The sequence below is a fragment of the Leifsonia sp. TF02-11 genome, assembly GCF_017565305.1.
Classification (GTDB): domain Bacteria; phylum Actinomycetota; class Actinomycetes; order Actinomycetales; family Microbacteriaceae; genus Leifsonia.
In genome coordinates this window covers 36,386-55,641 of the sequence record NZ_JAGEKP010000001.1, presented here as the reverse complement: position 1 = coordinate 55,641, position 19,256 = coordinate 36,386, and the positions used below count along the sequence as shown (strand labels likewise).

17 protein-coding genes are annotated in these 19,256 nt (G+C 70.4%); 9 read left to right on the top strand and 8 right to left on the bottom strand.

The genetic code is table 11. The annotated features are described in order from the left end of the window. Positions 1-6: 6 nt before the first annotated feature. From JNB50_RS00255 to JNB50_RS00240, 4 genes are all read left to right on the top strand, one after another. Entirely contained in the window at positions 7-1,173 is a 1,167-nt protein-coding gene (locus JNB50_RS00255; RefSeq protein ID WP_208038110.1) for a sensor histidine kinase, read from the top strand. Then, the gene (locus JNB50_RS00250; RefSeq protein ID WP_307794541.1) at positions 1,170-2,429 is read left to right on the top strand and encodes a hypothetical protein; all 1,260 of its coding nucleotides are present in this window, start codon (positions 1,170-1,172) and stop codon (positions 2,427-2,429) included. Before JNB50_RS00255 ends, JNB50_RS00250 begins: the two co-directional genes overlap by 4 nt. 34 nt (positions 2,430-2,463) lie before the next feature. Continuing rightward, positions 2,464-3,117, top strand: a complete 654-nt coding sequence (locus JNB50_RS00245; RefSeq protein ID WP_055918427.1) for a response regulator transcription factor — start codon at positions 2,464-2,466, stop codon at positions 3,115-3,117. 105 nt (positions 3,118-3,222) lie between these two features. Then, positions 3,223-4,503, top strand: coding sequence for an MFS transporter (locus JNB50_RS00240; RefSeq protein WP_208038109.1), 1,281 nt, complete (start codon positions 3,223-3,225; stop codon positions 4,501-4,503). A 79-nt stretch (positions 4,504-4,582) separates the two neighbouring features. Here the strand turns inward: JNB50_RS00240 and JNB50_RS00235 are convergent, their stop codons facing one another. The 4 genes from JNB50_RS00235 to JNB50_RS00220 all read right to left on the bottom strand — a co-directional run bounded on the left by JNB50_RS00235 (position 4,583) and on the right by JNB50_RS00220 (position 7,549). Then, entirely contained in the window at positions 4,583-4,789 is a 207-nt protein-coding gene (locus JNB50_RS00235) for a hypothetical protein (protein ID WP_208038108.1), read from the bottom strand. Next, positions 4,789-5,103: a thiamine-binding protein gene (locus tag JNB50_RS00230; protein WP_208038107.1), complete on the bottom strand. Its 315-nt coding sequence runs from the start codon at positions 5,101-5,103 to the stop codon at positions 4,789-4,791. Before JNB50_RS00230 ends, JNB50_RS00235 begins: the two co-directional genes overlap by 1 nt. Before the next feature lie 77 nt (positions 5,104-5,180). Further along, a complete protein-coding gene (locus JNB50_RS00225; RefSeq protein WP_243767846.1) occupies positions 5,181-6,611 on the bottom strand; it encodes a hypothetical protein in 1,431 nt (476 codons plus the stop codon). 68 nt (positions 6,612-6,679) lie between these two features. Continuing rightward, positions 6,680-7,549, bottom strand: coding sequence for an NAD(P)H-hydrate dehydratase (locus JNB50_RS00220; RefSeq protein WP_374222229.1), 870 nt, complete (start codon positions 7,547-7,549; stop codon positions 6,680-6,682). A gap of 33 nt (positions 7,550-7,582) precedes the next feature. On the opposite strand from JNB50_RS00220, the gene JNB50_RS00215 reads away from it, so the two are divergent. After that, positions 7,583-8,200 (top strand): HAD family phosphatase, encoded by a 618-nt coding sequence (locus tag JNB50_RS00215; RefSeq protein WP_208038106.1) that lies wholly within the window; start codon positions 7,583-7,585, stop codon positions 8,198-8,200. 7 nt (positions 8,201-8,207) lie between these two features. Then, the gene (locus JNB50_RS00210) at positions 8,208-9,293 is read left to right on the top strand and encodes an NADH:flavin oxidoreductase/NADH oxidase (RefSeq protein ID WP_208038105.1); all 1,086 of its coding nucleotides are present in this window, start codon (positions 8,208-8,210) and stop codon (positions 9,291-9,293) included. A gap of 19 nt (positions 9,294-9,312) precedes the next feature. Here JNB50_RS00210 and JNB50_RS00205 read toward each other — a convergent pair whose 3' ends face one another. Then, the gene (locus JNB50_RS00205) at positions 9,313-9,699 is read right to left on the bottom strand and encodes a VOC family protein (protein WP_208038104.1); all 387 of its coding nucleotides are present in this window, start codon (positions 9,697-9,699) and stop codon (positions 9,313-9,315) included. 119 nt (positions 9,700-9,818) lie between these two features. Here JNB50_RS00205 and JNB50_RS00200 point away from each other — a divergent pair, with 119 nt between their 5' ends. Next, on the top strand, positions 9,819-10,580 hold the full coding sequence (locus JNB50_RS00200) for a thioredoxin domain-containing protein (protein WP_208038103.1): 762 nt from the start codon (positions 9,819-9,821) through the stop codon (positions 10,578-10,580). A gap of 16 nt (positions 10,581-10,596) precedes the next feature. Here JNB50_RS00200 and JNB50_RS00195 read toward each other — a convergent pair whose 3' ends face one another. Beyond that, positions 10,597-11,634 (bottom strand): hemolysin family protein, encoded by a 1,038-nt coding sequence (locus tag JNB50_RS00195; protein WP_208038102.1) that lies wholly within the window; start codon positions 11,632-11,634, stop codon positions 10,597-10,599. Continuing rightward, positions 11,631-12,953 carry a hemolysin family protein gene (locus JNB50_RS00190; protein WP_243767845.1) on the bottom strand — a complete coding sequence of 441 codons (1,323 nt, stop codon included), beginning with the start codon at positions 12,951-12,953 and terminating at the stop codon, positions 11,631-11,633. Before JNB50_RS00190 ends, JNB50_RS00195 begins: the two co-directional genes overlap by 4 nt. Before the next feature lie 215 nt (positions 12,954-13,168). Between JNB50_RS00190 and JNB50_RS00185 the strand changes: the two genes are divergently transcribed. Next, positions 13,169-13,597 (top strand): hypothetical protein, encoded by a 429-nt coding sequence (locus JNB50_RS00185; RefSeq protein WP_208038101.1) that lies wholly within the window; start codon positions 13,169-13,171, stop codon positions 13,595-13,597. Positions 13,598-13,678: 81 nt separating this feature from the next. On the opposite strand, the gene JNB50_RS00180 is transcribed toward JNB50_RS00185, so the two are convergent. Then, a complete protein-coding gene (locus JNB50_RS00180; protein WP_208038100.1) occupies positions 13,679-15,118 on the bottom strand; it encodes a GuaB1 family IMP dehydrogenase-related protein in 1,440 nt (479 codons plus the stop codon). 136 nt (positions 15,119-15,254) lie between these two features. On the opposite strand from JNB50_RS00180, the gene JNB50_RS00175 reads away from it, so the two are divergent. Further along, complete coding sequence (locus JNB50_RS00175) at positions 15,255-19,151, top strand: multifunctional oxoglutarate decarboxylase/oxoglutarate dehydrogenase thiamine pyrophosphate-binding subunit/dihydrolipoyllysine-residue succinyltransferase subunit (RefSeq protein ID WP_208038099.1); 3,897 nt, start codon at positions 15,255-15,257, stop codon at positions 19,149-19,151. Positions 19,152-19,256 lie beyond the last annotated feature (105 nt).

Below are 19,256 nucleotides of genomic sequence, written 5' to 3'. Positions count from 1 at the left end.
AGGGGCATGTCGCGCATCCAGAAGGAGCGTGATCGGCTTCTCGCCACCACCGCCCGCACCGTCGGCCTCGCCGCCACCGCGACGACGCTGCTGACCCTCAGCGTCCCCGGCACGATTCCGCTGCCCCTTTACTTCGCTTCGCTGGTGCTGCTCGCCTGCATGGGGGTTGCGCAGTTCCAGCTCGCCGCGCTCGTCCGACTGACGCTATGGATGTGCGTGATCGTCGTCTCCGGCGTCGGGATCATCCTGCTGAACCTGCTGCCGGGCGCGCAGCTCGGGCCGTCGGCGGTCACCACGATCGGCGTGGTCGGCGCGGTGGGCGTCGCCAGCGTGTCGCTGCTGGGGCCGACCTCCCGTCGCCGCACCGCGGTGACCATCCTCGCCGGCGTCGTCACGCTCGGTGCCAGCGTGACGACCCTTGTGTTCACCGGCTCGCGTCTCGTCGAGATCCTGGCCTTCATCATCGCGGGCTGGGTCGCCCTCACCGCCACCGGCATCTGGCTGGCCCGCACCGTGCCGCGCGCGCTCAAGCGCATCTCGACGATGAGTCGCGCCTACCGCGTCGAGCGCCAGGCCAGCGAGACCGAGGCGCGCCGCCGCCAGGGCGCGCGACTCCTGCACGACACTGTGCTCGCCACGCTCACGCTGCTCGCCCACTCCGGCGTCGGCGTCAGCGTCGGCGCGCTGCGCGAGCAGGCCGCGGAGGACGCCGCCCTCCTGCGCCAGCTGCGCCTCGGCTTCACACCGGATCCGACCCGATCCGGCGACTACCGTCTCAAGCCCGTCGAGGAGTCCACGCTCGGCAACACTCTGGAGTCGGTGAAGCAGCGCTTCCGGAGGATAGGACTGGAGGTCAACTGGCACGGTGCCGGTCAGGTGCTGCTGCCGAGCGACGTCCTCGACTCGTTCCTGCTGGCCCTCGGCGAGTGCCTCGAGAACGTGCGCAGGCACTCCGGAGTGAACGAGGCCCACGTGACGATCACGGACGACGAGACGACGGTGCGTGCTATGGTCACCGACGCGGGCAAGGGATTCGACGTCGCGAGCATCGAGGAGGGCCGGCTCGGCTTCACCGAGTCCATCGTCGCGCGCCTGCGCGACGTGGGGGGCAACGCGCGACTGTTCTCGTCGCCCGGCAGCGGGACGACCGTGGTGCTGGAGGTGCCCAAGTGACCCCGGACGACCGCACCATCCCGATGGGGCGCGGACTGCTCGGCTCCCGCCGGTCCGGGGCGGCCGGCTCCGCCTCGCTCCCGCGCGGCCGACAGGAACGCGACGCGCTCGGCCGCGCGCGCCTCGACCTCGGATTCAACGTCGCCTCGACCGCGCTCATCGTCTTCCTCTTCGCGATCCTGCTGATCTCGGCGCCGGAGTATCCCGACCTCCTGGCGAGCCTGGCGGCCTGGGGGGTGCTCCTCGTCACGCTGGTGACGGCGCTCGTCCTGCGTTTCCGGCTGCCCGACCTCCTGCCGAACTGGCTGTTCGCCGCCGCCCTGGTGCTCTGGGCGGCCGTCGTGGGGCTCGATGTGGTCGGCACCGCCTCGTCGTCGGCGTGGATTCCGCTCACGGCCGCCGCCGCGGTCGGTCCGGCCCTGCTGCTCTGCGTCCCCGTACGGCCGGCCCGCGACGTCGTCATCGCGACAGCGGTGCTCGGCCTCGTGCTGGCGGGTGTGCTGCTGTTCCGCTCTCTGGGCGACCTGCAGATGCTCGGCCCGGGCATCGCCACCGTGGCCATCGCGATCGCGCCTCCCCTGGTCGGCATGCAGATCGTGCGCTCGCTCAGCACGCTGGTACAGCTGGAGCTCGACCTCGTGCAGGTGCAGAGCACTGTCTCGTCCCCCGGCTACGCGGTCGGGATGATGGCCTCGGAGGAGCTCGCGCGGCTCGATCTGGCGGCCGAGCGGCTCCTCGACGGCGTCGCGACCGGTCGCACGGCTCTGCCGCTCGACGAGGCCACGGCAGACGCCGCCGCCAGTATCGCCACCGAGCTGCGGCTCCACCTCATCCAGGGCCGCAAGGAGACCTGGCTGTACCACGCGGTGACGGAGTCGGCGCTCCTCGGCCCCACCGTCACCCTGACCGACCCCGACGGCCTCGCCGCCGGCCTCACGCGCGATCAACGCGACGGCCTCCTGACCGCCGTCTGGCTGCTGATCAGCGACCCGGTGCGCTCCGGTGCCGGCCAGGCCCGCACGCTCAGCCTCGACATCGAGCGGGCGGCGGGGCCGCAGGTCGCGGCGGGCTCCGCCGTCGCCACCGGCGCCACGATGGCCATCGTGATCACGACCACCGGTGTGCCGCGAAACGGGGTAGACCCTGCGGCGTGGCAAGCTATCCGTAAGGTGGGGCGACACACGGAGTCGTTCTCCGACTCGGCGCTGCGCATCGAGATCACCACCGTGAGCGACACAACGGCCGAGCTGACCTGATCCAGCCGACCACCCGTAGGAAGAAAGGCTGCTCATGAGCGAGGCTCCCCCCATCAGAATCGCGATCGTCGACGATCACAAGATGCTGCTCGGTGCCCTCACCGAGTGGATCCGCGGTGCAGCGGACGACATCCGCATGGTCGCGGCCGTCGCCAGCTGGCCCGAGCTGCTGACCCACCCCGAGTTCCCCGTCGACGTCGTCCTGCTCGACCTCGACCTCAAAGACAACATCCCGATCTCGCTCAAGCTGTCGACGTTGAAGACGACGGGCGTGCGAACCGTGCTGATGAGCACGTACTCGGAGCCGGCCGTCGTGCGCGAGGCGCTGGCCGCCGGTGCGCTCGGCTACCTGGTCAAGAGCGAAGACGCCGAGATGATCGTGGAGGCCATCCGCGCCGCGAGCAAGGGCGAGTCGTTCATCTCGGCCGAGCTCGACCTGGCACTCAACGCCGGCGAACTGGGCGGCGCGCCGAAGCTCAGCGCGCAGGAGCGCCGCGTGATGGCGCTCTACGGCGCGGGCGAGCCGGTGAAGGCCGTGGCGTTCCAGCTCGGGATCTCGGACGAGACGGCCAAGAGTTACCTCAAGCGGATCCGCGAGAAGTACCGCGTCGCCGGCTACGACGTCGGCACGAAGGTGGCGCTGCGCAAGCGCGCCATCCAGGACGGCATCCTGCTGCAGAACGACTGACGCGAGGTCAAGCGGGGCGCGCGGTCAAGCGGGGCGCGCGGTCGGCAGGCCCGCTGTTCACCTCCTTGAAACGTCACACTCGAAACGATTCGATAGACTGACCAGGTGAACCCGGTTATCGACGGGCCGACGCAGCTGTCGTCGGCCCGTACTCGTCTTGCGCTGCTCGCCCTCGCCCTCGGCGGTTTCGGCATCGGCTCCACGGAGTTCGTCGCCATGGGCCTGCTGCCGAACATCGCCCACGACCTGCTGCCCCAGCTGTACGCGGCCTCCCCCACCGAGGCGAACGCGCAGGCGGGCTGGATCATCTCGGCGTATGCGCTCGGCGTCGTCGTCGGGGCGCCGACCATCGCGGCGGTCGCCGCGCGCTGGCCGCGCAAGAAGCTGCTGCTCTGGCTGCTGGTGGCGTTCACGCTCGGGACGGTCGCGTCCGCGCTCGCGCCCACCTTCCCACTGGTGCTGGTCGCACGGTTCGTCTCGGCGCTGCCGCACGGCGCCTACTTCGGCATCGCCTCCCTCGTCGCCGCATCGCTGATGGGGCCGGGCAAGCGCGGGCAGGGCGTCGCGTTCGTGCTCTCCGGTCTGACGATCGCCAACGTGATCGGCGTCCCGTTCATCACCTGGATCGGGCAGACCCACGGCTGGCGCATCGCCTACCTGGTCGTCGCGGCGATCTTCGCACTGACCTTCGCCGCCGTGGCGCTGCTGGTGCCGTGGCAGGCGGGGAACCCGGCGGCCACGCTGCGCAACGAACTGCGGGCCTTCACCCGACTGCAGGTCTGGCTTGCTCTGCTCATCGGCGCGATCGGCTTCGGCGGATTCTTCGCCGTCTACACCTACGTCGCGCCGATGGTGACCACGGTCACGGGTCTCTCGGCCTCCGCGGTGCCGCTCGTGCTGATCCTGGTCGGCGTCGGCATGACCGTCGGCAACATCCTCGGCGGACGTCAGGCCGACCGCAGCGTCGAGCGCGGGATGCTGCTGTTCTTCGGCCTGATGCTCGCGGGCCTCGCCGCCCTGTTCTTCACCGCGTGGAGCCTGGCCGGCCTGCTCATCTCGATCTTCGTCATCGCCGCAGCCGCGTCTGCGCTCTCGCCGATGATCCAGACACGGCTGATGGATGTCGCGCACGACAGCCAGTCGATCGCCGCGGCCCTCAACCACTCGGCGCTCAACATCGCGAACGCGTCCGGCGCCTTCCTCGGCGGCCTCACGATCGCGGCCGGCTTCGGCTACCTCTCGCCGATCCTCGTCGGCATCGTCCTGGCCGTCGCGGGCATCGCGCTCGCGCTCGTGTCGTTCGGGATCGACCGCTCGCGCACCCGCCGCGGCGTCGACACCGGAGTGGTGCACGCACAGCGCCCCGACCCGGTCCCGATCGACTGACGCACCCGAGGGGCACGTTGTTGTCCCTTTCGGGCGCCGAAAGGGACAACAACGTGCCCCTCGGCGTCAGGCAGGAGGGTCAGCGGGACTCGGCCTCGAAGAACTCGGCGACGTCGACGTCATCGGCGGCAGGATCAGGACGGCGGAAACCGGTGCGGATCGCCCCGACGACGGCGAAGAGCACCGCGCCGAACAACGTCCCGGCGATCAGCACGAGCACCGGCAGGTAGATCGGCCACCCGTACGCCAGCACGTAGTAGCCGATCGTGAAGGCGACCGGGTCCACTATTCGCCCTCGCCTCGCTCCAGCGCAGCCTCCAGCCGCTCGACCTTGCCCTCGATCTCGCCGGTGTATCCCGGCCGGATGTCGGCCTTCAGCACGAGCGAGACCCGCGAACCGTAGGCGCCGACGGCCTCCGTGGCCCGGCGGATCACGTCGAACACCTCGTCCCAGTCGCCCTCGATCTCCGTGAACATCGACGAGGTGCGGTTCGGGAGGCCGGACTCCCGGACGATGCGCACGGCCGCCGCGACAGCGTCGTGCACGGACGCGTCCGGCCCTTCGCCCCCGCTCGGCGCGACCGAGAATGCGACCAGCATGTGTCCTCCTTCGTGCGGCACCCGGCGTGGCGCGGGCGCACTGCCAGTCTAGGAGCGTCGCCGCGCGGCGCGACCCCTCAGCCGGCCTCCCGCACCGGCACCGGGTGCGCGTCGGGCGCCGCGCGGAACGGCCAGGCGTGCGCGGGCAGCAGGTCGCCCGCGGCCTCGGCCGCGTGCCGCTTGCGCCAGAGGGCGCCGATCGTCCAGCCGAGGATGACGAAATACATGACGTTGCGCACCGTCAGCACCGCCACCATGATCGGCAGCGGGATGAGGAGTCCGTCGTAGAGGTAGGGGTAGATCACCTGGGTGAGCGTCGCGGTGACGAGGACGAGCACGGCGGGCGTCTTGAACCCGCGACCCTGGTAGACCAGGCCGATGATGACCGGGGCGGCGAGCCAGGTGATGTACTGCGGCGAGCCGACCTTGTTGAACGCGATGAACGCTGTCACCAGCGCCAGCGAGAGCTCCGGCAGGATGCGCGTGTAGGGGGTTCCCCGCCGCAGGGAGCGGATGCCGATCAGGGCGACCACGATGGCCGTGAGACCGAACAGCGGGTTCATCAGCGCGCCGGCCGCGACCGTGCCCTCGCCGGTGACCTGGAACGTGAGCAGGTCGCGGTCGTAGTAGACCACCGCCCCCGGCGCGTGGAACGCGGCCTGCCACATCCAGAACGTGGCCACGGGCGCCTCGATCTGGATGCCGCGCCCGGTCTGCATCGTGATGAAGCTGAGCACGTGGAGGCCCGCGCCGAAGATCAGCGGAACGGCGACGATGATCGCGCTCGTGATGGCCGCGGTCGCCACGATCCGCCAGCGCGACTTCAGCGCGATCACCGCGGCGAGGAGGATGGCGGCCGGCCACACTTTGATCCAGGTCGCGACCGTCAGCACGACGACGGCCGCGCGCTCGTGGAGGGTCAGCCAGAGAACCCCGACGATGGCGAGCGCAGCAGAGACCGAGTCGAGCCGGCCGACGGCGATCGGGCCGAGCAGCAGCAGGAACGCCAGCCAGAACCAGCCGGCGACGAGGCGGCGCGGCTCCCGACCGACGATGAGGACCGCGAAGGCGGCGGCGTTCAGCAGCATGACCATCGTCAGCCAGCCGCCGACGTAGTTGTCTGCACCGAACAGCAGAGGCAGCATCACCGGCACGATCGCGGCGAACGGGTAGACCCAGTCCGCGTTCACGCCGACGATCTCGGTGCCCTGCGCGGCCAGCTGCGCCCACGGCTTGTAGACCCACATCACGTCGCCGAGGCCCTTGCCCCAGGTGAGCGCCAGCCCGGCGATGACCAGGTGCACGACCAGGAATCCGATCCACAGGCTCAGCGGGCTGGAGGCCAGACGGCTGAGGGTGGTTCCGGGGGCGAGACCCGCGATGGATCGCTCGCCGTCGGGTCGGGCGACCACGCGCGCCGAGCCCCGGACTCCGGCGGATGCACCGATTCCGGAGGCCGCACCCGATTCGCTGTTCGTGGCGCTCGCTCCCCCGGCGTCTATCCCCATGGGGCCTCATCCTAGGGGACGTACCCGAACCCGAAGTGCGGCCGACGCCCCGCCGCGTGCGAGGTCGCTCAGTTTGCGGCGAGCAGCCGCCGCAGCACGGCGGGAAGGGCCTCCGCCACGTCGAGGGCGACGACGGGGCCGCCCTGCGCTGCGCTCTCGCCCGCCCGGCCGTGCACCCAGGCCGCGGTCGCGGCGAGCGCCGCCAGCGCGTCGTGACCGTGCTCGGCCACTGCGGCGGCGTGGGTGGCGACCAGCGCCCCGAGCACGCCGCCGAGCACGTCGCCGCTGCCGGCTGTCGCGAGCCAGGCCGGACCGGCTGTGACGGTGATGCGGGGGCGGCCGGGGGCGACGACATGGGTCGTGTGGCCCTTGAGCAGCACGGTGACGCCGAGTGCCGCTGCGGCGCGTTCGGCCCAGCCGCCCGGATCGGCGCGGATCTCCTCCGCGTCGGGGGTCGGCGCGTCTCCGCCCGCCGCCGCGAGGGCCACGGCCAGCTCGCGATAGTGCGGGGTGATGACGACCGGCACGGTGGCGCGGCTCACCAGGTCGAGCGCTCCCGCGTCGATCACGAGCGGCACGCCGTCGTCGAGGGCGGCGCCCAGCCGGCGGGCGTCGTCGTCGCTGCGGTCGTCCGCCGACATCCCCGAACCGAGGAGCCAGGCCTGCACCCGGCCGGGCGCCGTGACGATCTCGGGGCGGCGGCGCAGCACCTCCTGCGCTGCGTGCTGCGCACCGAGGTAGCGGATCATCCCCACGCCGGTGCGCGCGGCCGCCTCGGCGCCCAGCACCGCGGCGCCGGGGTAGCGGGCAGAGCCCGTGACCATGCCGAGCACGCCGCGCGAGTACTTGTCGTCGTCTTCCGTCGGCACGGCGATCCACCCGCGGGCGTCGTCTGCCTCCCACGGAGTCGGTTCCTGCCGGTCGCGATTGTCGTCCACTCGCACCTCCCCCGCCCACGATAGATTCAAGGGATGAGCATCTCCATCCCCGGAACGGTGGTCGTCTTCGACTACGGCGAGGTCATCTCGGTCACTCCGAGCGAGGCGGACCGCACGGCTCTGACGGAGATCGCCGGCGGCGACGCCGATCAGTTCTGGCCGGCCTACTGGCGGCACCGCAACGCGCTCGACCAGGGAACGCTGACGATCCAGCAGTACTGGCGCGGCATTGAGCGCGAGCTCGGCGAGAGCTGGGAGGACGCGACCATCCACCGGTTGTGGCTCGCCGATTTCCGCAGCTGGCTGACCATCGACCACGACACGCTGCAGGTCCTCCTCGACCTCAAGGCGGGAGGCACGCGCCTCGCCCTGCTCTCGAACGCCGGGCGCGACTTCGGGTCCTATTTCCGGCACGGCACCCTCGGCGATCTGTTCGAGCAGGTGTTCGTCAGCGGCGAGCTGGGCACGGTGAAGCCCAGCGCCGAGATCTTCGAGCACGTCATGGCCGAACTCGGCGTGACGCCGGAGCAGACCGTCTTCATCGACAACAAGGCGGAGAACGTGGAGGGCGCGGAGGCCCTGGGGATCGCCGGGCACCTCTACACGTCGGCCGCCGACCTCCGGGCATATCTGGAAGGCCTGGCGGCTTAGCACTCATATGACCTCCCTCTTCGACCCGATCACCCTGCGCGGTGTCACCGTCCGCAACCGCATCTGGACGTCGCCGATGTGCCAGTACTCCGTGCTCGACGAGTCGGGCGTGCCCCAGACCTGGCAGCTCGTGCACCTCGGCTCGCTGGCGGCCGGAGGCAGCGGCATCGTGTTCACCGAGGCTACGGCGGTGAACGCCGAGGGCAGGATCTCGCCGCGCGACACCGGCATCTGGACGGACGAGCAGGCGGAGGCCTGGCGGCCGATCGTCGCGTTCGTCGCCGAACAGGGCGCGATCCCCGGCATCCAGCTCGGGCACGCGGGCCGCAAGGCCTCCAGCTGGCCCGCCTGGGGATTCGAGGACCGCACCGGCACCGTGCCGATCGAGGAGGGCGGCTGGGCGAGCGTGGCGCCGTCGGCCGTCGCGTTCGGCGACCTCGCGGTGCCGGTCGAGCTCGACCTCGCCGGCATCGACGCGATCGTCGACGACTTCGGTTCTGCGGCACGCCGCGCGGTCGGCGCGGGATTCCGCATCGTCGAGCTGCACGCCGCGCACGGCTATCTGCTGCACCAGTTCCTCTCCCCCATCGCCAACCACCGCACCGACGAGTACGGCGGATCGCTCGAGAACCGGGCGCGCCTGCTGCTGCGGGTCGTTTCGGCGGTGCGCGACGCGGTCGGCGACGACGTGCCGCTGTTCGTGCGCTTCTCCGGCAGCGACTGGACGCCGGGCGGCTGGGACGAGCAGCAGACCGCCACCGTGGCCGCGTGGGCGCAGGAGGCCGGGGCCGACTTCTTCGACATCTCGTCCGGCGGCATCCAGACGGGTGTGCGCATCCCCGTGCAGCCCGGGTATCAGGTGCCCTTCGCCGAGCACGTGCGCAGCTCCGCCGAGGTGGACGTGAGCGCCGTCGGCCTGATCACGACCCCGCAGCAGGCGGCCGAGATCGTCGAGAATGGCAGCGCCGACGCCGTGATGCTGGCGCGCGAACTCCTGCGCGACCCGCATTTCCCGTTGCGGGCCGCGCATGAGCTCGGTGTCACGATCGACTACTGGCCGCCGCAGTATCTGCGGGCCCGCTGGCGATCGTGAGGGCGGCGCCGCCCGTGGCTCACATCGGCGCGTTCGGCTGCGTCAGGCAGAGGTAGTTGCCTTCGCTGTCCTGGAACCAGGCAGACTTGCCCTGGTCGTCGGTCGCGACTCCGTTCTCGGTCTTCAGACCGGGGAAGTCGTAGTCCGCGAAGACGACGCCCCTGCCGCGCAGGTGCGCCATCTCGGCCTCGATGTCGTCCACCACCCAGCACATCGCGGTGTTCTGGGCGGTGCCGGCGTTGGCGGTCTCGTAGATGTAGATCCAGGAGTCCCCGCCGGTGCGGTATCTGGCCCCCTGCTCGGTCAGGTCCTCCGGCTCGAGTTCGAGCTTGTCGCGGAACCACGCCGTGGCGCGCGACAGGTCCGAAGCAGGAAGGACGGAGTACGTCTTGCTCGACGACAACATGAGAATTCCTCCTCTTCTTTCCGCGCGGCATGGTACTCCTCGGCGAGCCGCGCCGCCCCCTGGACCACTCGGTCCACCCCGCACAGCGGACACCCCGTTCAATACGCTACATTTCACATGTGAAGCAGCGACACAGACCTCTCCTTCCGCTCATCGCCAGTCTCGCCGTGATCGTCGTGGTCGGCGCCGTCTTCGCGGCAGTGGCGCTGTGGCCGAAAGGAACCGCGACTGCCGGGCCGCGCAATATGGCGTCCGGCTCGATCATCCTCACCGGGATCGACGGCGAGGTGAGGGTCACACCGTCGGCCGCACTCCGACCCGGCGAGGATCCCACGATAGCCTCGTGGGAGGTCGGCGACGAGCGGACGCACATCCAGACCTTCATCGACTGGACGTGCCCGGCCTGCAAGGACTTCGAATCCCAGTACTCCGATGGTGTGATCCGGCAGGTCGCGGCGGGGAAAGCGACGCTCGAGATCTTCCCCGTCGCCATCCTCGACCACCAGTTCACGACCGACTATTCGACCAGGGCGGCGAACGCGGCGGCGTGTTTCGCCGACCGTGCTCCCGATCGCTTTCTCTCCGCACAGGCGGCGATGTTCGCTCACCAAGCCGAGGAGGGCGGACCCGGTCTGTCGACGGACGAGATCCTCGGCGTGCTGCACAGCGAGGGCATTCAGGAGGACTCCGTCGACTCCTGCATCCGTGAATCGACCTTCTCCGGATGGGTGGCCGAGCAGACCGGTCGGGTCGCCTCCGATCCCCGAGCGCTGACGACGCTGAACGGGAAGAAGGGGTTCTCGACCCCGACCGTCGTCGTCGACGGCACAGCGTGGGACCGCACGGGCTCGCTGCGCGAGTTCCTCGGCCTGGGCGGGTAACCCAGGACAGGTGCGCTCAGCGACGCCGGGTGGCGTCCTGAACCTCCCCGACGAGCTCCTCGATGATGTCTTCGAGGAACAGCACTCCCGCGGTCGCGCCCTCACCGTCCACCGCACGCGCCAGGTGGCTCCCCGTGCGGCGCATGCTCGCCAGGGCGTCCTCCAGGTCGCTGTCGACGAACACGGTCACCAGGCGACGCACCCGCTTGGCGGGCACCGGGAGGTCGAACCCGGTCTCCTCCAGGTCGAGCACGTCCTTGAGGTGCAGGTAGCCGGTCGGCTCGCCGTCGGCGTCCGGCACGACGTACCGCGAGAAGCCGTGCTTCGCCACGGCCTTCTCGACGTCGGCCGGCGTCGGCGCGGGCGGCAGCGAGACGAGCGTCTCCGGCTTCACCATCGCGTCGCGCACCTTCTTCGCGGTGAACTCGAACGCCGCGGTGAGCGCGCCGTTGCGGTCGGTCAGCACGCCCTCCCTCGTCGACTGGTTCACGATGGTCGCGACCTCGTCGAGGGTGAAGGTGCTCGCGGCCTCGTCCTTCGGCTCCACCCCGAACAGGCGCAGCACGCCGTTCGCGGTCGCGTTCAGGGCGACGATGATCGGCCGGACCGCCCGCCCGACGCCGACCAGCGGGGGCGCGAGGAGGAGCGCGGCCCGATCCGGCATCGAGAAGGAGATGTTCTTCGGCACCATCTCGCCGAAGACGACGTGCAGAAACGACACCACGACCAGGGCGATGACGAACGCGACCGTACCGATCACGTCCTCCGACCAGCCGGTCGCCGCGAGCGGGACCTCCAGCAGGTGGTGGATCGCCGGCTCGGACACGTTCAGGATCAGCAGCGAGCAGACGGTGATACCCAGCTGCGTCGTCGCGAGCATCAATGTCGCGTGCTCCATCGCGTACAGCGCCGTCTTGGCACTGCGCTTGCCGCGCTCAGCGAGCGGCTCGATCTGCGAACGGCGCGCGGAGATGACCGCGAACTCGGCCCCGACGAAGAAGGCGTTCACGAGGAGGAGCACCACCAACCAGGCGATGCCTGCCCAGTCGCTCATGAGACACCTCCCGCCGCGGGCTCTTCCGGGTCGGGCGTGTAGCGGATCCGGTCGACCCTGCGACCCTCGAGCCGTTCGACGCGGAGGGTGCCGCCGTCGATCGGGACCTCGTCGCCGACCTTCGGGAGGCGCCCGAGCTCGTTCATGACGAAGCCGGCCACGGTCTCGTACGGGCCGTCCTCCGGGACGGTCACGCCGGCCTGCTCCAACAGCTCGTCCGGTCGCAGGATGCCGGGGAAAGTGATGGAGTCGCGCCCGCGCACCACGCCGGCGCGCGTGCGGTCGTGCTCGTCGGCGACCTCGCCCACGATCTCCTCCACGAGGTCTTCCAGCGTGGCGATGCCGGAGGTGCCGCCGTACTCGTCGACGACGACGGCCATCTGGTAGCCGCGCCCGCGCAGCTCGCCGAGCAGCGTGTCGAGGCTCATGGTCTCCGGCACGCGCAGCGCCTCGGTCTGCAGCGCGGAGACCGGGACGCGGTCACGACGCTGCCGCGGAACCGCCACGGCCTGCTTGACGTGCACGAAGCCGACGACGTCATCGACGTCCTCGTCGACGACGGGGAACCGGGAGTAGCCCGTGCTGCGCGCCAGGCCGATCACGGTCTGCGCCGGGTCGGTCCGCTTGACCGCCTCCACCCGGGGTCGCGGGGTCATCACATCGGAGGCGGTGCGTGACGAGAAGGCGAGAGTGCGGCTCAGCAGCGTCGCCGTGTCCGCTTCGAGCACGCCGGCACTCGCCGACCGGCGGACCAGCGAGGAGAGCTCGTCGGCCGTGCGCGCCGCCGACAACTCCTCCTTCGGCTCGATGCCGAGCATCCGGAGGAACCCGTTCGCCGTGCCGTTGAGGACGAAGACGAACGGGCGGAACACGGTCGTGAACACCGTCTGGAACGGGATCACCAGCTTGGCCGTCGCCAGCGGGAGCGCCAGCGCGAAGTTCTTGGGCACGAGCTCGCCGAGGATCATCGACAGGAGGGTCGCCACGGCGATCGCGACGACGGACGCGATCGGCACCACCGCGGGCGCGGGCAGACCGAGCGACGTGAGCGGACCGCGCAGCAGCGAGCTGATGGCCGGCTCCATCGTGTAACCCGTGAGCAGGGTCGTCAACGTGATGCCGAGCTGGGCGCTGGAGAGGTGCGTGGAGGTGATTTTCAGGGCGGCGATCGTCATGGTCAGCCGGCTCTCGCCGCGCGCACGCCTGGCCTCCAGGTCGCCCCTGTCGAGATTCACCAGGGCGAACTCGCTGGCCACGAAGAGCCCGGTGCCGATGGTGAGCAGGAGCCCGAACCCCAGCATGATCCACTCAGAGAGCATGACCATCACCCCGCTCGGGGGGACTCAACGGATGGAATGGGCTGGCAGAAGGAGGGTCGTCCATTTCGCGAGTCAGTATAGCGGCGCAGCCCGCGGAAATCCTCGGACTCCCGCCGTCGGACGAGCGATTCCCAGCCCGCGCATCGATTCGCCACAGGACGCCCGAAGCGGCCGGCGGCATCCTCGCGGCTGAAGCCCACCGAGAGGAACCGCCCATGAGCGCCACCGCCCCGAACCCCGGCCAGCCCTGGCAGCCGGCGCCGCAGTACCAGCCGCAGCAGCCGGCTCCCGGATACGCGCAGCCCGCCTATCAGCCCGCACCCGCCGTACCGGCCGCTCCCTCCGCGTCGGCCCGGACGTCGAACCCGAACGTCCTGCACCGCTGGCCCTCCTGGGCGCAGAACACGGCGCTCGCGGTCGGAGCGGCCGCCGTGCTCGTGATCGTCTTCTTCGCCGGCTACTTCACCGCTCATGCGGTCGACGGCTCGGGCCGTTCCGGCTTCGGCACCGGCCAGAACTTCACGCCGCGTCAGTTCGGTGGCAACGGCAACGGCTTCGGCGGCCAGTCAGGCAGCGGCAACGGCTTCGGCGGCCAGTCCGGCAGCGGGTCCGGCTCCGGTTCCGGTTCCGGCAACGGCTCCTGAGCGGCACCTCAACCGTCGCTTCCTCACTTTCTCCCGCTTCGTTCGGCGTGTCGCGGGAAGAAGTGAGGAAGCGATTCTCGCCTACCAGCTGACGGGGAGGGCCTTGCCTTCCTCGTAGCCGGCGGCGGACTGGATGCCGACCAGGGCGCGGTCGTGGAACTCGGCGACGGTGCGGGAGCCCGCGTAGGTGAACGAGCTGCGCAGGCCGGTCGTGATCATGTCGAGCAGGTCCTCGACCGACGGGCGCAGCGGGTCGAGGTAGATGCGCGAGCTCGAGATGCCCTCGGCGAACAGCGTCTTGCGGGCCTGCTCGAACGCGTCGAGCCGCTCGAACCTGCCCTTCACCGCCTTGGTGGATGCCATCCCCCAGCTCTCCTTGTAGAGCGCCCCGCGCTCGTCGGAGACGAGGACGCCCGGCGCCTCGATCGTGCCGGCGAACCACGAGCCGATCATCACAGAGGCGCCCCCGGCGGCGAGCGCGAGCGCGACGTCGCGGGGGTACCGCACGCCGCCGTCCGCCCACACGTGGGCGCCGAGTTCCCGTGCCGTCGCGCTGGTCTCCAGCACGGCCGAGAACTGCGGGCGGCCGACCGCGGTCATCATCCGGGTCGTGCACATCGCGCCGGGTCCGACGCCGACCTTGAGGATGTCGGCGCCCGCGGCGACCAGGTCGCGCACCGCCTGCTCCGTCACCACGTTGCCCGCGACGATCGGAAGCCCGAGCCCCAGACCCTTGACCGTGTGGATGGCTCGGCGCATGCCGTCCTGGTCGCCGTGGGCGGTGTCGATCACCAGCACGTCGACGCCCGCGGCTGCGAGCGCCTTGGCCTTGGCCGCCACGTCGCCGTTGATGCCGACGGCGGCCGCGACGCGCAGCCGGCCGTGCGCATCGAGCGCCGGCGTGTAGATCGTCGAACGCAGGGCGCTGGTGCGGCTCAGCGTGCCGACGACGCGGCCGTGGTCGAGCACGGGCGCGAACGACAGTCCGGCGGCCTCCATCACGTCGAATGCGGCGCGGCCGTCGGGGAGGTCCTCGGCGTCCAGCGAGGTCAGCGCGCCGTGCAGCAGGTCGCCGATGCGCGCGTCGGGCAGCGCCGACCCGAGCTGCACTGCGGCGAGGCAGCCGAGGTAGCGGCCGTCGTCGTCGCTCACCACGACGCCGTGCCCCTCCACCGGCGGCACCCGGCGGAGCACGTCGGCGACCGTCTCGTGCGGCAGGGCCGGATAGGGCGTGTCGAAGGCGACCGGCTGCGCCTTGACCCAGCGGATCGCCTCGTCGAGATCCTGCAGGTGCATGTCCTGGGGGAGGACCCCCAGGCCGCCGCGCCGGGCGAGGGTGGCGGCCAGCCGCTTTCCCGTCACCGAGTTCATGTTCGCCGACACGATCGGGATGGTCGCGCCGGTGCCGTCCTCCGGCGCGAGCGAGACGTCGAGACGGCTGGTCACGTCCGAGCGCGACGGCACCAGGAAGACGTCCGAGTAGGTGAGATCGTGGCGCGGAGTCGTGGCATAGAACTGCATGGGAATAACGGTATCCTCCCGGGTCGGACGGACGCACCCGGTCGCCGATGGGATTAGGCTTGATGCTCGGATGGAGACGGGCGGTCGACGGCCGCCCGATCGTAACGAAATCAACGGAGAGAGTGGGCGATCGGCTGTGTCGAGCCAATTGACCGGTGTGGGAACCGACGACGGATCGTCGGGCGAGTTCGGAGCCAACGAATGGCTCGTCGACGAGCTGTACGAGCAGTTCGTCCGCGACAGGAACTCGGTCGACAAGTCGTGGTGGCCGATCCTGGAGAGCTACAAGCCGACCGTGAAGGAGGGCGAGGCGTCGACCCCGAGCGAGACCCCCGCTCCGACGCCCGCCGAACCGGGCGTCCCCACCCCCAGCGAGCCGACGGTCCCCACGCCCAGCGAGCCGACCGTCCCGTCGACCCCGGCGGAGCCCGCGCCCGCCCCCACCCCCACTCCCGCTCCGGGAGCGCCGCAGCCGCCCGCACCGCCGGCCGAGTCCGCCGAGTCCGCCGCGGGCTCCGAGCCCCGCCCGGTCACCACACCCATCCCGATCATCGGAGCGCAGCCGGTCGCGCGCACGACCTCGATCGCGCCGAAGCCCCAGCCCGTGCCCGCCGACGCGCCGGTCACCTCCCCGAACGCCACCGTCGAGGCGGCGGAGGAGGACAAGGTCACCCCGCTGCGCGGCATGTCCAAGTCGCTGGCGACCAACATGGACGCCTCGCTCACGGTGCCCACCGCGACGAGCGTCCGCACCGTCCCGGCCAAGCTGATGATCGACAACCGCATCGTCATCAACAACCACCTCAAGCGTGCCCGCGGCGGCAAGGTGTCGTTCACCCACCTGATCGGCTGGGCGCTCATCCAGGCGCTCAAGGAGTTCCCGAGCCAGAACGTCTACTACGAAGAGGTCGACGGCAAGCCGTCGGTCGTCGCCCCCGCCCACATCAACCTCGGCATCGCGATCGACCTGCCGAAGCCCGACGGCACGCGCGCCCTCCTGGTGCCGAGCATCAAGCGCGCCGACACGATGCGCTTCGGCGAGTACCTGGCCGCCTACGAAGACCTGGTCTCCAAGGCGCGCAACAACAAGCTCACGGCCGGCGACTTCGCCGGAACCACGATCTCGCTGACCAACCCGGGCGGTATCGGCACCGTACACTCGGTCCCGCGCCTGATGAAGGGTCAGGGTGCGATCATCGGCGCCGGCGCCCTCGAGTACCCCGCCGAGTTCCAGGGCTCCAGCGAGAAGACCCTCGCCGGCCTCGCGATCGGCAAGACGATCACCCTCACCAGCACCTACGACCACCGCGTCATCCAGGGCGCGGGTTCCGGCGAGTTCCTCAAGATCGTCCACGAGCTGCTGATCGGCAAGCGCAACTTCTACGAGGACATCTTCGCCGAGCTGCGCATCCCCTACATCCCGATCCACTGGAACCCGGACATCTCGGTCGACCTGGCGAGCGCCGTCGACAAGACCGCCCGCGTGCAGGAGCTCATCAACTCCTACCGGGTCCGCGGCCACCTGATGGCCGACATCGACCCGCTGGAGTATGTGCAGCGCACGCACCCCGACCTCGAGATCGAGAGCCACGGCCTCACGTTCTGGGACCTCGACCGCGAGTTCGTGACCGGCGCGTTCGGCGGCGACAAGCGCAAGATGAAGCTCCGCGACATCCTCGGCGTGCTCCGCGACTCGTACTGCCGCACCGTCGGCATCGAGTACATGCACATCCAGGATCCTGCGCAGCGCAAGTGGTTCCAGGACAAGCTGGAGCGCCCGTACGAGAAGCCGGGCCACGACGAGCAGCTGCGCATCATGGGCAAGCTCAACGAGGCGGAGGCCTTCGAGACCTTCCTGCAGACCAAGTACGTCGGCCAGAAGCGCTTCAGCCTCGAGGGCGGCGAGTCGACCATCGCCCTGCTCGACACCATCCTGCAGGGCGCTGCGGAGGCCGGCCTCGACGAGGCCGCGATCGGCATGGCCCACCGCGGCCGGCTGAACGTCCTCACCAACATCGCGGGCAAGACCTACGGTCAGATCTTCCGCGAGTTCGAGGGCACGCAGGACCCGCGCACCGTGCAGGGGTCCGGCGACGTCAAGTACCACCTCGGCACCGAGGGCACCTTCAAGGGTGCAGAGGGTGCGGAGATCCCGGTGTACCTCGCCGCCAACCCGTCGCACCTGGAGGCCGTGGACGGCGTCCTGGAGGGCATCGTCCGCGCCAAGCAGGACCGCCGCCCCGCCGGCACCTTCCTCACGCTGCCGATCCTCATCCACGGCGACGCGGCGATGGCCGGCCAGGGCATCGTGGTCGAGCAGATGCAGATGTCGCAGCTGCGCGCCTACCGCACCGGCGGCACCGTCCACGTCAACATCAACAACCAGGTCGGCTTCACCACGCCGCCCGCCGAGGGCCGCACGTCGGTCTACTCGACCGACGTGGCCAAGACCATCCAGGCCCCGATCTTCCACGTGAACGGCGACGATCCGGAGGCTGTGGTCCGCGTGGGGCAGCTCGCCTTCGAGTACCGCCAGGAGTTCAAGCGCGACGTCGTCATCGATCTCGTCGTCTACCGCCGCCGCGGCCACAACGAGGGCGACGACCCGTCGATGACCCAGCCGCTGATGTACAACCTCATCGAGGCCAAGCGCTCCGTGCGCCGCCTCTACACCGAGGCGCTCGTCGGCCGCGGCGACATCACCGAGGAGGAGTACGAGGCGGCGCACGCCGACTTCCAGGACCGCCTCGAGCGCGCCTTCATGGAGACGCACGCCGCGCAGACCCACTCCACCCCGGTGATCACGCAGGGCGACGCGACCGCCGACCTCGAGCACCCGATCGCGCAGCAGGACGACAACGACAACGTCGGCGAGCCGGAGACCACCGCAGTCAGCGAGCAGGTCATCCAGCTCATCGGCGACGCGTTCAACAACCCGCCAGCCGGTTTCACGGTGCACCCGAAGCTGCAGCAGCTGCTCAACAAGCGCAGCGACATGAGCCGCAACGGCGGCATCGACTGGGGCTTCGGCGAGCTGCTCGCCCTCGGCTCCGTGCTGCTGGAGGGCACCCCGGTGCGCCTCGCCGGCCAGGACTCCCGTCGCGGCACGTTCGTGCAGCGCCACGCGGTGCTCCACGACCGTGCGAACGGCCAGGAGTGGCTGCCGCTGGCCAACCTCAGCGACAACCAGGCGAAGTTCTGGATCTACGACTCGCTGCTGAGCGAGTACGCGGCCATGGGCTTCGAGTACGGCTACTCGGTCGAGCGGCCGGACGCCCTGGTGCTGTGGGAGGCGCAGTTCGGCGACTTCGCCAACGGGGCTCAGATCATCATCGACGAGTTCATCTCGTCGGCCGAGCAGAAGTGGGGCCAGCGTTCGTCGCTCGTCCTGCTCCTCCCGCACGGCTACGAGGGCCAGGGACCGGACCACTCCAGCGCGCGTATCGAGCGCTACCTGCAGCTGTGCGCCGAGAACAACATGACCGTCGCGCGCCCGTCGACGCCCGCCTCGTACTTCCACCTCCTGCGCCGCCAGGCGTACGCGCGGCCCCGCCGCCCGCTGGTGGTCTTCACGCCGAAGGCGATGCTGCGCCTGCGCGGTGCATCGAGCGACGTCGCGGACTTCACCAACGGCAAGTTCGAGCCGGTCATCGACGACGCCCGGATCACCGACAAGGCGGCCGTCAAGCGCGTGCTCTTCATGGCGGGCAAGCTCTACTACGACCTCCTGAACGAGCTCGAGAAGAACCCGAACCCCGAGATCGCCCTGGTGCGCGTCGAGCAGTTCTATCCGCTCCCCGGCGCCGAGCTGAAGGCCGTGGCCGACTCCTACCCGAACGCCGAACTGGTGTGGACGCAGGACGAGCCGGAGAACCAGGGTGCGTGGCCGTTCATCATCCTCGAGACCTCCAAGCTGGGCCCGCGCCCCATCGGCGTGATCTCGCGGCCGGCATCGGCATCGCCGGCCGCCGGCTCCGCCAAGCGCCACGCGCAGGAGCAGTCGGTGCTGATCCAGCGCGCGCTGACCCTGTAAGCGCACCCGCGCATCGAGAACGGAGGAGTCGTGGCCCGATCCGGGCCGCGACTCCTCCGTTCTCTGCGTTTCCCCGGCGGGTTGCGCCCGAACTCCTCCGTTGAC